Source organism: Planctomycetaceae bacterium (assembly GCA_021371795.1).
Classification (GTDB): Bacteria; Planctomycetota; Phycisphaerae; order Sedimentisphaerales; family UBA12454; genus UBA12454.
On the sequence record JAJFVK010000001.1, the window covers coordinates 26,448 to 40,392 of the forward strand.

The following is a 13,945-nucleotide window of genomic DNA, read 5'->3' on the forward strand; positions in this document are numbered from 1 at the left end:
ATTTAAGGCTGATGAATAAAGCCTATTATAAATTAATGCTTCTTTTTGCTGTCGTGGTTTTGGCGTTTTTGTCGCTGTATCTTTTTGCCGCCAGTATGAGCAAGGCAATGAGCAGCGATGAACAGATGTACTGCACAGGCGGATACTTAATAAGCAAAGGCCTGATGATTTACCGCGATTTTTCTTATGCCACACAATTGCCCTATCACCCGCTTTTGTGCGCAGCGGTTTATAAACTGACCGGCACAACGCATTATCTTTTGGCCGCTCGGCTGATTTCCATTGCTTTCGATATATTCATTATTATCTGCATATTCAGTACATTCAGGAAAATTTTCGCTGAATATTATTTTTCAGGAACGCTGCTGGGACTGGCGGCATGCACGCTGTTTGTGTTCAATCCTTTCGTGTCGTATTTGCTGGGCGTTGCGTGGAACCACGATATGACGCTACTGTGCATTGTGTTGAGTTTCAGGATTTTCATCGGCGAAAAACATAACACGATGCGAATATTCACAATCGCTGCCCTGCTGACAATCGCCGTCTGGACAAGGGCGACAAGCGTTTTTATTATGCCGATTTTCCTTGCAATGGTTATTGCAAAGACACGAAGTAACAATATTATTATCAACTCCGCGCGGGCTAAAGCCCACCCTACATCCACATCACTCCTCGCAATAACACTTGGCGTGATTGCTTTCAGTATTGTGCCGGTTTATATTGCAATTGCAAGCGGACGGGCGTTTTTTGTGAACATCTTTTTGGTATCGATGCTGCACGGCCAATTGCTACACGACCTTCATATCGCCTATGACAAAAGTTATCTTACGATTTGGGCTTTAAGAAATTTTGACTCCTCATTTCTGATAATGACTGCGGTTTTTATTTGTTTCTGCGTTTTTGTTTTTCGCAAAAAAATTACTATCACTCAAAAAACAAATGCCCTGCTTGCTTTTCTGCTTCTGATTACATCGTTTATCATTACGTATTTTCCGCCGACGATGTGGAAACAATATTTTGGAATACCTGTAATTTTTATAATTATTGTTATGGGATTCGGATTATTGTATTTACGAACCACGGGCAGTTATAAAATTTGCGTTGCGATTTTTGTCGCGCTGTCATTGGCGACAATGATTTCACAAAAGCCCATCTCTAAAATTTCAAAATGTTTATCGCCGGACAACTGGACGCCAATAAAGATTCATAACATCTCAAAACAAATCGTCGCGACCGCACAGGACTCCAAAACGATTTTGACACTTTCGCCCTTGTACGCGATTGAAGGCGGCGGGCAGATATATAACGAATTGTCGGCGGGAGTTTCCGCGTTCCGAGTCGCTGACAAACTCTCCGCAACCGACAGAGCCGTTACGCATACGGCAGGCTTGAAAGAATTGCCTAAATTAACAAACGCTAAACCAGCAGGCGCGATAGTTATTGGGCCGGAACTGACAAGGTTCGACAAAATCGACTTAAAGAGCATTGTGCCTCCTGATTGGCAACGAATCGACTGCGGCAACTCAAGCGTTCATAATTTCTTTCCACCAAAAGGGTTATAATCCCGCTTTCAACTTCGACGCTTATTCTTAAAACGCCATTTTTCTGCAATATTTAAAAGTCGTAAACGTCTTATACTATATATGTTACCAGACGATAATTCCGTACACTAAACGGTGACAGAATATATTTATTGGAAAGTTAAAGGACGTATGAGAACAATAGGGTATAGGGTACAGGGAACAGGGTACAGGCAATATTGCACAGGTTTTACATTAGTTGAACTGCTTGTAGTGCTGTCGATAATCGCGATGCTGATGGGCATTTTAATGCCTGCACTCGGCGCCGCCCGCAGAAGCGCGTACAAAACCGGCTGCAAACAAAACCTCCACGGCTGCGCGGTCGCGTTCAGAATGTACCTCGATGAAAATCGCAACACAATGCCGATAATATGGAACATGCCGTATTCAACCGTACAGGGCGACGCAAATTCCGTAGCACTTTATCCGTGTATGAAAAAATATCTAAGCGGACCGGAAGCACTCAAATGTCCTGCCGACAAATATCCTGAAAAGGGAACATCATACTGGAAGGAAGAAGGCTCGAGTTACGAGTATAACGAACATCTGGGCGGTCGGAAAATTGAAGATGACTGGTTCGCCAAGAGATTCGGCACAAGCGAAGTTTGGATGCTGCACGATTATGAGGGCTTTCACGGTAAAAAAATAAACTCCGGCGGCGAAAGAGATATGCGAGACAGTAGTCAATATTCTCTTGGCTCATTTATGTATCTTTTTGCGGACACTTTAGTCGCCGACAGAACAAGGGGTAAATAATGGCAACGTTAGCGGGAAAAATGAAAAAACCAGAACCAAACAAAAAGAAAATTATAATAATTGCCTCCGTAATTGCCGTTGTTTGCCTTTCTGCTGTCGGCGGATTGTACATGGCTTTCGGCGGCGATGACGATGAATTCGGCGGAAGACGGCCAAGGTTCCACGACGCGAATCTGCCGGACATGCGTAAGCAATCCTACGATGATGTCGTTGTGTACAAGAACAGCGACAAATATAAAAAGCTCTCGCAGCAGGAACAGATGATGTACTCGATGATGACGCACAGGCAAGTCGAGAAGCATAATATGGAAACCTATTTTACACTGCCGAAAGAACAGCAAACCGCGTTTCTCGATAAAGTGATTGATGAAATGCAGCAGAACATGAAAAACATGCAGCAGATGCCGCGACCTGAACGCCGCAGAGACGCAAACGAACCAAACGACCCGAACGCACAGAAACGTCGGGAAGAACGTCAGGCACAACGCAACAATCCGTCGAATATACGTTCGAGGACTGAACGTGGCACTGCACTGGAGCGTGCGCAACGGTCGCAATTTATGCGTGCAATGCAGCAGAGAATGCAGCAGCGCGGAATCAGTATGCCGAGAATGGGTGGTGGCGGCGGTCCTGGTGGCGGCGGAGGACGCGGTGGAAGATAAGCAACCTTAAATCCGAAATCCTAATATCTAAATTCGAACCCCCGATTAGATGGATTTAATTAAATAATATTAACGAACCATCTAACGGGGCAGGCAAATCCGAATTACCAAAATTAAAATATGCCAAACAGAAACTTGTTGACGCAATAACATTTTTAGTATTTATTGTTATTGTGAAAACTTTTGTATTACTTATCCTTGTTCTGCCTTTTCTTTTTTTAGCGTCTTCGTGCAAATACGCAAATGACAAATCTCTTTCTAAAATTGTCAAACAGGAGATCGACAGGTATCCAGAACAAAGACTTGTCGATATTTACAAGACTTTCTTTCAGGGATTTTTCGGGCCGGCTCATTTAATTTCTGACGCGAACGCTGCGAGGAATTATATCAGGCAGGAGCTTGCCGAAGCCGACGATTTTGAGGATTACGATTATTGTCCGCTTCCGCCGAGCGGAAAATTTACGCGTGCGAATCTGAAACTTATCAAAGACGGCAAAGTTTCTATCGAGGATTTAACAGATGCACTTGTCAGAAGCGCAAAGCCGGTCAGCAAAAAGGACATTCAGCAGTGGAAGCGGATTTGGCCGAGAATTTTGGCTGAAATTAAAAAGCAAAAACCTGATATGTCGCAATTCCAACAGGACAAGGAATACATTAACGCCCTGCTTGCGAAAAATGAATATGTCGTCCACCACAGCGAAGAATTCATCGCAAAGTACCATCCGCATTACAGAGTAGTATCCAAAAAGTAATTAAAAGCTATTTTGGCATTGACTTGTTGTCTAAAAAGGCTTTGTATCTTTTTTCTTTACAAGCAAATTCTCAATACGGTACAATACTTAATTGGTAAAAGTCGTTGGCTTGGGATGCTATAAAAAGATGCGTAAGGCAGGTGTAAGTTTAGTCCACCCTTACGACCTCGTTTCAGCATGTCTTTTCTGCGCTTCTATCCTGACATTAAAATGGCCTTTTTTATTTGGTTTTTACTACGATTTAGTGTATTATAAGGGTAGTAAGCTAAAATGGGGGTTGTCTGTTAGACAGGATAGGCAATTTATGAGTAGAAAAAAATCTGCAACGCCCAAAAGCTGTTTTTGGGATGAATCAAAGAACTGTTATTTGCGACTAATTGAAAATTCGACAGATGTATTTTATCTGATAGACGCCAAAACAAGTGAGGTTAAATATGTCAGTCCGGCTTCAACAGCTATCAGCGGTTTCACGCCTGAAGAAGTAATAAAAATGGGTTTTGAAGGAACACGCCAAAGATTCCATCCTGACGACCTGGAAACCATAGATTATAAAATCAGGGATATACTTACGCAAAAAAAACAGCCGAAAAATTTTGACGGATACCTCGAAAAACGATTCCGGCATAAGGACGGCCACTGGGTATGGTTCGGCATAAGCAGGAATTTCATGGTTGATAAGAATGGTGAAATCGAAGCGATAGTCGGCACAATCCGCGATGTTACCGAAGTAAAAACGTTACAACAAAAATTAGAAACCTCATTGAATAATTACAAAGCTCTGTACAATAATGCCAGAGTAGCATTATTCAGAACTCAAATCAGCGATGGTAAGCTGCTGGAATGCAATGAAGCGCTGGTAAGAATACTCGGTTATGAAAACCGGCAGGAATGCCTTGTGCATCACAAATCAACAAATTTCTACGCAGACCTGAAACGCCGGTCCGAACTGTTGGCTGTTTTAAATGAAAAGGGATACATTGATAATTTTGAGATAAAAGCCAGACGATTGACCGGCGAACTTTTCTGGATGAGAGTGTCCGCCGCGATAAATCGAGATGAAAACTATATGGAGGGTGTAATGTCTGACATCACCGCGTATAAAATATTGACCAAAACAGAAAATGACATCCTCGCGATGGTAATGGAAGGCAAAAGCAATAAACAAATCGCCGCCGAGTCGCTGCGTTCCATCCGAACGGTCGAAGAACACCGCGCTAATATAATGCGAAAATTGGGGGCGACAAATCTTGTGGAACTGACGCAAAAAGCGATAAATTATGGTGCCGCAGTGCAAAAAATATAAAAAAAATATATATTTTCAGCCAAAACCCTGTTTTCCGGTATAAAAACCGGTTCCTAACCTCTTCCCCGTATTTACCACAATTGAATATATGTAAAACTCTCGTTACAATCGTTCGTGTTGATGGGTTGGGGGCAGAGAGATTTTTGCCGGTGCCGCTTCAGCGGAAAGGTACGAAGACGCATCAGATTATCGGATGCGATAAAAGTTGTGCTCGCAACATAGGGCATAAGTGGAAGCAAAGGCTGTTCTGATGAGCCAGAGTTTGGTTCTATTCTCTGGTAAATCAAAGCAGCTTTTTTGTTAGTTAAGGTTATCTCTAAAAATAGCATCCGATGTCATTTTTTTTAGAGAGAACCTTAATATCTCCTGTCTTTGGCAGTTCCCATACAATAATAATTCATAAAGAAATACCGCAGCGCATCTATCGGATGGTCGTACACACCGTCTTTCTGCGGCGTTTCAATCGAGCCGCTGACAGGATAATGATAACTCTGCATCGCTTCAATCAATCTGCCGCAACGGGGATTCACAACGAAATTGCTTTTGCCGTCGCCGGTTCGCAACGCCCTTCTGACAAGTTCAACACCGTCGAGTATCGCGCTTTTTCTAAAACGAAGTTTTACGCCCGCTTTGCGCAACTGACTGACAGGACTTGTGCCCGTAACATCATTCACGCCAACACCGGCAGGATCGCAAAATGTCATAATTACATTGCTCTCGCTGTACGGCTTTCTATTTTTAATCTCCTCGGCGTGCGCATCAATCGTCTTTCTGCTCTGAATATACTCGTCAATGACCCTGATTGTTCCGCTGCCATCGACCTGAATCCACAGGCAAACAAACGGATTTACAAAACCAAAATCAATCGTCCGATACAGCGGTAAATCAGGATTATATTCCACAGGCGCGATATGAATATTCGGCTTGAACTCCGCGAACACTACATTCTCAAGCGAAGGCGTTAAACAAAGCATTTCAGATTCAAACGCCGCCCTGCTGCAACGCCGCATTTGTGCAATTACATCATCTATTTTTAAATAGCCTTTCGCCCGCCTTGCAACGCCTCGGCAGTCATCGTTCAGCGGACATTGACCGCACGAACGGTCTTTGCAGTTTTCTATCACTTCCCAGATACACCATTTGAAAATTCTGATTTTGCTTTCCTGCGATTTGCCGACAAGCTCGTGCATAATGCCGAACGGCTGGTGCATTGTGCTCAAGGTTTCCATCGCGGCGACAATACCATTATTCGTTTTGGTTGTGAATTTCGCAGCTTCAAAAATCTGCTTTTTGAAAAGCTCAACTTCATCGCAGCGAAGTTTGTGGATATGACTGCCGCGAACCGAAGCCATTGATTGCGTCAGTACTTCGACATTTGAGCCATTCGTAAAAATACATTTATCTTTTTTCTCATCCGCGATAAATTCTTCAAAGCCGTTGTACACAAAGCCAAGCAGATAATCATACATCCGCTGCGCCTGTGTCTGACTGCCGGCAAGGATTCGCGTTTTGCAGCCGGGCTTGAAAATACTGTCTAAAAGAGTCGCGGCCGCGGCAAGATAAGTTTTTCCGCCGCCACGGCCGGCCCAGACGACACAATCACCGCTTGCGCTGCCGTCAAAATCGCTGTTGAAGCTGTGCCATAAATAATCCATTGGTGAATCGTGAGCGGGACAAATTTTCGAATCGCTGACGTTCAAATCCAGACATACTGAAAGATAATTTTTCAAATCGGCGCGCGTTTTCGGCCTGTGCTTTTTTATTGATTGAAAAATCCTGTTCGCTTTTGAAATACGTCGCGGCGATAAAGCAGTAGTCATAAAAGTTCCTTAAAAAAAATGAAAAAAGGGGATGTAACAATTGAAGATGGAAGAATGAAGATTGAAGATTGTTTATTCGCAAATTCTTCCCCCTCTGATTTTTGCGTTCAAAGAGCAAAAATCCTAAAGATTCGGGGGTCTTCGACAATCTACAATCTTCAATTTTGAATCAGGCGGGTATTATACCATAAAGAGGGCTAAAAATCAAGTATAAAGCGTTGAAAAGGGTATTTTACGCAAAATTAACAATGAAAAATTGCACATTTTTGCAAAATAGCGTATAATTACAATGATGAAAATTTGTCCGTTGCGTCGGGCGACCGTCCAGTGACATTTAAATGTCGCTGGGAGGAAAGTCCGGGCAGAACAGGGCGCGGTGATGGCTAACGGCCACCGATTTGAGAAATCAGATAAGGGAAAGTGCAACAGAAAATAAACCGCCTTCGGGTAAGGGTGAAAAGGTGCGGTAAGAGCGCACCGCGATTGCGGCGACGTAATCGGCACGGCAAACCCCACCGTCTGCAAGGCCAAGTATGCTGAAATGCTTTGCCCGAGCGTTACTTCAGCGGGTAGGCTGCTTGAGCCTGTGAGCAATCGCAGGCCCAGATAAATGGTTGCCTCTCATCTTAACAGGTGAAAGACAGAACCCGGCTTATAGACGCACCGGACAAATTTTCATATTATTTTCTTTTCCTTAAAACAGCCAAACCAAAACTCAACATCAATATTGTCGTCGGTTCAGGTATCGCAATAAAATCCTGCGGAGAAACAAAATTATCAGAAAAACGAATCCTGTCGATAAGGCCGTTCCAAACTTCATAAGAAGAGCTTCCCATATGTGAACCAATCAGCAACAGGCCGGTATCGCCTTCCGGCACAGCGCCGCTAAGATTCACAAACACCGTGGCAATAGGGTCAACTGAATCAAGATACATATTCAATATGCCTTCGCCGGCGTCATAAGCAATCGCATAATGGTGCATTTGGCCATCGGTTAGAATTTCCTTATAATCATCATAGCTCATCCACGGGCCGCCATTGTCAATGTGCCAGTGCGGCGGAGCGGAGGTACCATCGTTAACCCCTGAACCCCAATAAACAAACGCTTCATCCGGTATGACATAACCGATCAACGGCTGCCAGTACCACGGGTCGGAATGAAGGCTCGTAATCGCTTCGATTGTGAAACTGCCGGTGAGCAAATTTCTGGCGACAATGGCGGACTGAATATATTCGCAAAGGCCGCCTTTAACCAAACGAAGCATACCATTTGAAGTATAACCGGCATTGGCGATGTCATCGGCGTAGCCCATTTCATAATTTGTAAAGCCGAAGAGAGTGCCATCGTTGCCGTTGCCTGATGAGTCGATCGCCACCGTATCGTCCGACTCATCGAAACAATAATCCGCGATAACCGCGGCCATTCCAGAGCTGCCGGCCATCAGAAGAACTAACAATGCCACAGATAGAGATTTCATTGTCGTCTCCTTTCAATAAAAACTTCTTCTCAATTGTTTTTGTTTATTTTTTTTCGGCGAACAAAACCCAAAACGCCGAGACCCAACAGACAAATCGTTGCAGGTTCGGGAACAGGTATCATATCAAAACTTGCGGTCGTTGTATCGAATTCGAGCTGGAGCGGAAAACCAAGTTCGTCTTCAGCATCCACCAGCGGATTTATTCCGCGAACCGTGAACTCCGAAACGCCTGCGCCGAGCAGTGATACAAAATCAACACTGTCGCCTGCGCCAAACGTGCCGAGCGAGACTCCGTTTACCAACACTTGCATCGCGGCATCAAAGCCGGTTGGAAATGCACCGATTTTTGTGAACAGCGAACCGGAAGTCATTTGATATTCAAATTCGCTCACGAACGGCGGGTCAAACCAGTAACCGCTTTGCGCATTGGCGAACGAAAAACCGCCGCCCTGAATTTCATCATCCGGCAAAATCGCGTATTCCTGAATCATACCACGATATAAATCCGGCGAATATTCGAGATGGCCGATAAGGTCAAGCGACAGCAAAATGCCGGACTGATTGGAGCTAAGGTCGCTTACGCTTTTAAGTTCCAAACCAACCGTCGAAGTTTTTGGTATTTCGAGAATTCCACCGACAACGCCTGTGCCGCTGATGCCGCACTGCTGAAGAATTTGGCCGGTAGTCATATCACGAACGACAAGCGTTCCTTCGCCGAACGCACCGGTCAGACCATACTGCTGCTTGTAGTTTCCGGAATCGTACTGGTCAAATCTGTCAATCACCACGCGCACGGGAACAGTTTGGCCGGCAACGCCGGTGCCGGACAAGCCAGCGGTAAATCGTCCCCACGATGAATAATAAGGATATTCCTGCCACACTACCGCCGTGCTTGTCATTACCCTCAAACCAGAATAAAAAGTACTCAAAGCATTGTGCATTCCCCAGTTAATATTGCCCCAGTAGGTGAATGTTTCTTCTTTCCATCCGTAAGAACGAAGGGCTTTGGTATAGCGGACCGTGTTCTCGTAACTACTATTAAGTGAATTCCACGTCGGCCCCGCTGCCGCCACTGCTTGTACGGAATTGGCAAAAAATCCCAACAGCACCACAACCAAACATACAAAAATTACTCTCTTCATAATCATCTCCCTAATTTTTGTTTCTATTTCTTCTTCTAATTAGAACAACTCCGAGCAGATAAATCCTAATATTCGCCCACAAATACGATAGAGTTTAACTAATTGTTACTAAAAAGAGGATTGAACTCAAAATTGCATAAAAACAAAAACGATGTGTTATTTCCACTATCCTTCTTTGTACCCATAACTTCTTTCTCCTATGTTAGAATAATTATGATTATTCCGTCACACAGCAGCAAACCACGAAGTTAAGCATAAATTGTTTTTTTCGTCTTGTCCACCAAAATTATTTTTTATTTTCGCCTTCTCCGGGACGAAAAAAAGAACATTCCCGCGGCAATCAGCATCGCAGTTGTCGGCTCCGGAACCTGCCAAAGCACCGCATGATAAGTGCCTGCATTACTATCATAAGCATAACCTACGACATTGCCCAAAGAATCGATTGATTCGGCGTAAGATGATGTATAATTACTCGATAAAAACGAATGCAAGTCAACAAAATTGCCCACAGAACTATTCCAAAGCAAAGCGTGATGTACGCCTGTGGCTGTAGTTCCTTCGCCGACCTGTTGTTTGCCATTGGTTGCATAAGCGCCAGAAGCTTTAAAACCATCAGGATTCAAATCAATATAACTTGCCGCTGAACCGCTCCAAAGAAGTGCGTGGTCGCCGGTACTGCTGGTTCCATAACCAACCTGCTGCGAACTGCTGATGCCCAATGCGTAAGATGCGCTGTAACCGGTAATCGGATGCAAATCGACATAACCGCTCTTTGTTCCGCTCCAAAGTATTGCGCGAAACTGATTGCTCGTTGCAGTGCCTGAACCATAACCAACCTGCTGCGAACCATTTGTTGCATTTGCAGCGGAACTTGTAAAACCAATAGGATTCAAATCTACAACGCTCGCCGATGTTCCGCTCCAGAGCAGCGCGTGGTCGCCGGTACTGCTTGTGCCGGAGCCAACCTGCTGCGTACCGTTAATACCATACGCTATGGATGAAATGTAACCGCTCGATGGATGCAAATCGACGTAACTGCTGTTTGTTCCGTTCCAGAGCATCGCATGAGATTTATTGGTAGTTGAATAAAATGCCGCACCGGCCTGCTGCGAACCGCTTATTGCGTAACCATAAGAATTTACGTAACCGCTTGCCGGATGTAAATCAACATAACCCAACGCAGAACTATTCCAAAGTAGTGCGTGCTTTATTCCGCCTGTGGTGCCGTAGCCGACCTGCTGCGAACTGCCGCTGCCCTTGCCTCTTGTGTTGATAAATCCCGCAGGATTCAAATCAATTACCGTATAACTGACAGCCTGCACAACGGTGCAAGATAAACATCCAAAGATAAAAGACAGTGCTAAAATTTTGCGGAATGTTTCCCCGATTCTTTTTTCACTGCGCCAATTTGCATTCGACATTGTGAGTTTTCTCCGTAAAACAAATTTTGCCTATCTGATTAGCCAAAACATTGATTGCGGAATTATACCATATACACACCCACACACATACAGTTTTTCTACTGTTGTTTTTCTTTATACACCACTCCTATGACCGCTGCGAAACTTTACCGAGCAGGCAAAACAGGTAATTTAATTATTTCTTTTTTGCCGCTGTAAACAACATTCCCAACGCAAGAATCGCAATCGTTGCCGGTTCGGGAATAACGGCCAATGCTGCAATTTCTCCAGCAGTGAGCGTGCCGCTGAAAATATACAAATCGTCGATATTGCCATTAAAGTATTCTCCATGATAACTGAACTGGCAACCCAGCCTTGTGTCGCTGCCGCCGGTAGTCATTCCGATAGAACCGAAGGTTTTAATCAGAGAACCATCAACGTACAATCGCGTGTCGACACCTTTCGTAACTGCGTAGTGATGGACAAGCCCGTCACTCGGAAACGGAACGCCGGTAGATGTCAAGTTGTCGCCAATTCGGAAATTGTGCGATGGGTCAGTTCCTACATAAAAGCCTGGGCCGCCGGAATATCCCTGCGAGATAATCTCCGTCCAGGTTGTCTTCGGTGAAAGTTCCTGTGCAAAAAAGGCGACAGAAAAGTTGCCGGTCGTTGGAATTATATGCTGGCTGAACTGGACATAGTCATTAACGCCGTCCAAATTAAGTTTCCCGAGCGAAACTGATGCTCCATTTAATAGCGTCCCGTTTGCGGCACCGACTAAATCGATAACGGCAGAGCCGTCAAACGTGTAGTGATGAAGCGCCGAGGCAGCATAAGCCCCTGTTGCAAAAAGCAGCCACATTCCAACTATGATTTTTACTTTTACCTTCATAATATTTCCCTCCCTTGAGATATTGTTCTTTCTCAACAAAATCTTACTCATTTAAAAAACTCTGCTTTTTCGCAGCATTATTCCGCCGATGCAGAGCAATGCAATCGTCGCCGGTTCGGGAATCACTTCTGCCGCCAGCGAATAATTTCTTCCTCTTCCGCCATCGCCCATATCGGAGGACGGAATAATTCCGTTGATTGAAACATCATGGGCAGTAGTAGGCCAGTTGAGCGAGTAAATATAGTTCCCATTTTCAACATAATCAAAAACTATTGACCGCTTTGCCAAATACGTCGGGCCGTTATAGTGAAACCCCAGCATATCGCCGGCCTGAATATCAATCTGTTGTGTTTCGGCAACAGCTAATGTAACGCTGCCGGTGCTTGAAAGCGTAAAAACATTTTGCCCAATCAGTTGATAGCCGCCTGATACAGGTCTGAAAACCTGCAGCTTGACATAATTGTCAACCATAACAGGAGAGACATACAAGTACCATTGCGAGATTTTACCGCTTATCTGCGAAGGCATACCGGTATTAATAAAAGTTATTGACCACGCCTGGTCAACCTGACTGCGATAAACCGCATCGTCGCCCCACATAACGCCATACGATACGGTACTTAATACCATTAGTATAATGACCGTTAATAACTTTCTCACAACACTTCCTCCTAAAAAACCACTTACAATCTTTTTCTTGCGTACAATAATATGCCAAACCCAAGCAGCACAATCGTCGTCGGTTCGGGAACAAATGAAATATCATCGAGAGCAAAATCATTGCCGGGACTTCCGTTATTGCCGGTGGTTTCGCGGATAATTATTGCCGCAGCAACCGCACTGCCGGAATTCCAAACTTCAGTAAACTCCCGCCATTCGGAGGTGTTTGTCGGAACCTCATAATTGCCTATAACCGTGCCGTTTATTTCGAACTGCACATTGGAATATATTCCATAGAGATATATTTGCGCTATCCATGCGGAGAAAGTATAATCGGTATTTTGCGTAACGGCGACAGTTTCGCTCCAGCAGATTCGTCCTGCACCGCCGCCTGCGCCGCCTGAAGCATCAATCATCATCATATTTCCGCTGCCGCTTGTATGGTCGCCAATGGAAACATAACCGCCATCCCAGTCATCAGGATTTGTACCTACATAATAAAGCCATGGAGATGTACCGCTCGGATTGTAGTGATACTCCGTCGTATAACCATATACGCCCTGCTCGAAATCGCCGTTGACAATCAAATTCGCATTTACGTTGCAGACTGTCATAACTAAAATCGCAACTACCGCCAAAAACTTTGTTCTCATTTTTTCCTCCATAAATTTTTTATAACAATGTTTATTTTCTTCTGCGTAAACTCAAGATTCCAAAACCAAGCAGCGCAATCGTCGCCGGCTCCGGAATAACTGTAATTGTCAATTCCAGTCCAAGCATATCGCCGAGATTTCCGCTTTCGCTTATCGATGTAAACAGAAGGTCTATCGTTTGTCCCTGCTCGATTGCGAAAGTTAAAACGCCGGCGCCGCCGGAGCCTTGCAAAAACAGAACGGGAGTAGCTGACCCCTGATTGCCATTCGAATAAAGCGTTCCGCCGGCAATGTTTGCGCCATCATATCGCAAATTCCAACCCATCGTCCGGTTGTAAAAATCTGTGGTCCACACCGCACCGCTGATTGTTACGATTCCGTCTTCAGGACTTGTCCAGCGGACAAATGTAACGTTCGAACCGGTACGGTCATATTCCGCTCCGTGCATATAGACGACGCCGTCGATATCACTCTTATACCAAACCGGAACGTGAGCGTTTAACTGAAAAACCTGGTCTGCCCAGGCATTTTGACCGTTGCCATTATTAAGGTAATCGGATTGATTGATGGTGAATAAACTGGTTGTGTTTTTGTACAGCGACCAAACTCCCATTGGATTAACTATATCGCTCCAGTCATTCGCAAGATTGTACACTGCCGCATTAGCTGCGCTAACTGCACAGACAAACGCTAACAATACGACTCCCACAGACAATAACTTCCGCATGTTTCCTGCTCCTTAAAACAAAAAAAATGCTGATAAACATTCAATCGCTACAAACAGGAAAAAAGAAATGATAAATAGACGCGCACGCACGCCAACAACTTCCTTCGCCCTGTCCAGAGA

13 protein-coding genes and 1 other RNA gene are annotated in these 13,945 nt (G+C 44.6%); 6 read left to right on the plus strand and 8 right to left on the minus strand.

Annotated elements, in window-relative coordinates:
- Positions 1 to 11: 11 nt before the first annotated feature.
- From LLF92_00150 to LLF92_00170, 5 genes are all read left to right on the plus strand, one after another.
- Positions 12 to 1,562: a hypothetical protein gene (locus LLF92_00150; GenBank protein MCE5339524.1), complete on the plus strand. Its 1,551-nt coding sequence runs from the start codon at positions 12 to 14 to the stop codon at positions 1,560 to 1,562.
- A gap of 150 nt (positions 1,563 to 1,712) precedes the next feature.
- Positions 1,713 to 2,336 carry a type II secretion system GspH family protein gene (locus LLF92_00155; protein ID MCE5339525.1) on the plus strand — a complete coding sequence of 208 codons (624 nt, stop codon included), beginning with the start codon at positions 1,713 to 1,715 and terminating at the stop codon, positions 2,334 to 2,336.
- Positions 2,336 to 2,998: a hypothetical protein gene (locus tag LLF92_00160; protein ID MCE5339526.1), complete on the plus strand. Its 663-nt coding sequence runs from the start codon at positions 2,336 to 2,338 to the stop codon at positions 2,996 to 2,998. The genes LLF92_00155 and LLF92_00160 overlap by 1 nt, the downstream gene beginning before the upstream one ends.
- Before the next feature lie 173 nt (positions 2,999 to 3,171).
- Positions 3,172 to 3,750: a hypothetical protein gene (locus LLF92_00165; GenBank protein MCE5339527.1), complete on the plus strand. Its 579-nt coding sequence runs from the start codon at positions 3,172 to 3,174 to the stop codon at positions 3,748 to 3,750.
- 304 nt (positions 3,751 to 4,054) lie between these two features.
- A complete protein-coding gene (locus LLF92_00170; protein MCE5339528.1) occupies positions 4,055 to 5,053 on the plus strand; it encodes a PAS domain S-box protein in 999 nt (332 codons plus the stop codon).
- Positions 5,054 to 5,409: 356 nt separating this feature from the next.
- Here LLF92_00170 and LLF92_00175 read toward each other — a convergent pair whose 3' ends face one another.
- Complete coding sequence (locus LLF92_00175) at positions 5,410 to 6,873, minus strand: hypothetical protein (GenBank protein ID MCE5339529.1); 1,464 nt, start codon at positions 6,871 to 6,873, stop codon at positions 5,410 to 5,412.
- Positions 6,874 to 7,177: 304 nt separating this feature from the next.
- On the opposite strand from LLF92_00175, the gene rnpB reads away from it, so the two are divergent.
- An RNA gene (gene rnpB, locus LLF92_00180) (RNase P RNA component class A) lies at positions 7,178 to 7,544 on the plus strand.
- A 9-nt stretch (positions 7,545 to 7,553) separates the two neighbouring features.
- Here rnpB and LLF92_00185 read toward each other — a convergent pair.
- The 7 genes from LLF92_00185 to LLF92_00215 form a co-directional block, all read right to left on the minus strand.
- Complete coding sequence (locus LLF92_00185) at positions 7,554 to 8,351, minus strand: PEP-CTERM sorting domain-containing protein (protein ID MCE5339530.1); 798 nt, start codon at positions 8,349 to 8,351, stop codon at positions 7,554 to 7,556.
- 29 nt (positions 8,352 to 8,380) lie between these two features.
- Complete coding sequence (locus LLF92_00190) at positions 8,381 to 9,493, minus strand: PEP-CTERM sorting domain-containing protein (GenBank protein ID MCE5339531.1); 1,113 nt, start codon at positions 9,491 to 9,493, stop codon at positions 8,381 to 8,383.
- A gap of 293 nt (positions 9,494 to 9,786) precedes the next feature.
- Positions 9,787 to 10,914 (minus strand): PEP-CTERM sorting domain-containing protein, encoded by a 1,128-nt coding sequence (locus LLF92_00195; GenBank protein MCE5339532.1) that lies wholly within the window; start codon positions 10,912 to 10,914, stop codon positions 9,787 to 9,789.
- Positions 10,915 to 11,089: 175 nt separating this feature from the next.
- Complete coding sequence (locus tag LLF92_00200; protein ID MCE5339533.1) at positions 11,090 to 11,785, minus strand: PEP-CTERM sorting domain-containing protein; 696 nt, start codon at positions 11,783 to 11,785, stop codon at positions 11,090 to 11,092.
- Between the two features lie 51 nt (positions 11,786 to 11,836).
- The gene (locus LLF92_00205; protein ID MCE5339534.1) at positions 11,837 to 12,445 is read right to left on the minus strand and encodes a PEP-CTERM sorting domain-containing protein; all 609 of its coding nucleotides are present in this window, start codon (positions 12,443 to 12,445) and stop codon (positions 11,837 to 11,839) included.
- Between the two features lie 23 nt (positions 12,446 to 12,468).
- Positions 12,469 to 13,098, minus strand: a complete 630-nt coding sequence (locus LLF92_00210; GenBank protein MCE5339535.1) for a PEP-CTERM sorting domain-containing protein — start codon at positions 13,096 to 13,098, stop codon at positions 12,469 to 12,471.
- Positions 13,099 to 13,129: 31 nt separating this feature from the next.
- Positions 13,130 to 13,825: a PEP-CTERM sorting domain-containing protein gene (locus LLF92_00215; protein MCE5339536.1), complete on the minus strand. Its 696-nt coding sequence runs from the start codon at positions 13,823 to 13,825 to the stop codon at positions 13,130 to 13,132.
- Between the last annotated feature and the right edge of the window lie 120 nt (positions 13,826 to 13,945).

What these genes read in the sequence shown, in the direction of transcription:
- LLF92_00150 (MCE5339524.1), top strand. Translation starts at nt 12, where the DNA reads ATGAATAAAGCCTATTATAAATTAATGCTTCTTTTTGCTGTCGTGGTT.
- LLF92_00155 (MCE5339525.1), top strand. Translation starts at nt 1,713, where the DNA reads ATGAGAACAATAGGGTATAGGGTACAGGGAACAGGGTACAGGCAATAT.
- LLF92_00160 (MCE5339526.1), top strand. Translation starts at nt 2,336, where the DNA reads ATGGCAACGTTAGCGGGAAAAATGAAAAAACCAGAACCAAACAAAAAG.
- LLF92_00170 (MCE5339528.1), top strand. Translation starts at nt 4,055, where the DNA reads ATGAGTAGAAAAAAATCTGCAACGCCCAAAAGCTGTTTTTGGGATGAA.
- LLF92_00175 (MCE5339529.1), bottom strand. Translation starts at nt 6,873, where the DNA reads ATGACTACTGCTTTATCGCCGCGACGTATTTCAAAAGCGAACAGGATT.
- LLF92_00185 (MCE5339530.1), bottom strand. Translation starts at nt 8,351, where the DNA reads ATGAAATCTCTATCTGTGGCATTGTTAGTTCTTCTGATGGCCGGCAGC.
- LLF92_00190 (MCE5339531.1), bottom strand. Translation starts at nt 9,493, where the DNA reads ATGAAGAGAGTAATTTTTGTATGTTTGGTTGTGGTGCTGTTGGGATTT.
- LLF92_00195 (MCE5339532.1), bottom strand. Translation starts at nt 10,914, where the DNA reads ATGTCGAATGCAAATTGGCGCAGTGAAAAAAGAATCGGGGAAACATTC.
- LLF92_00200 (MCE5339533.1), bottom strand. Translation starts at nt 11,785, where the DNA reads ATGAAGGTAAAAGTAAAAATCATAGTTGGAATGTGGCTGCTTTTTGCA.
- LLF92_00210 (MCE5339535.1), bottom strand. Translation starts at nt 13,098, where the DNA reads ATGAGAACAAAGTTTTTGGCGGTAGTTGCGATTTTAGTTATGACAGTC.
- LLF92_00215 (MCE5339536.1), bottom strand. Translation starts at nt 13,825, where the DNA reads ATGCGGAAGTTATTGTCTGTGGGAGTCGTATTGTTAGCGTTTGTCTGT.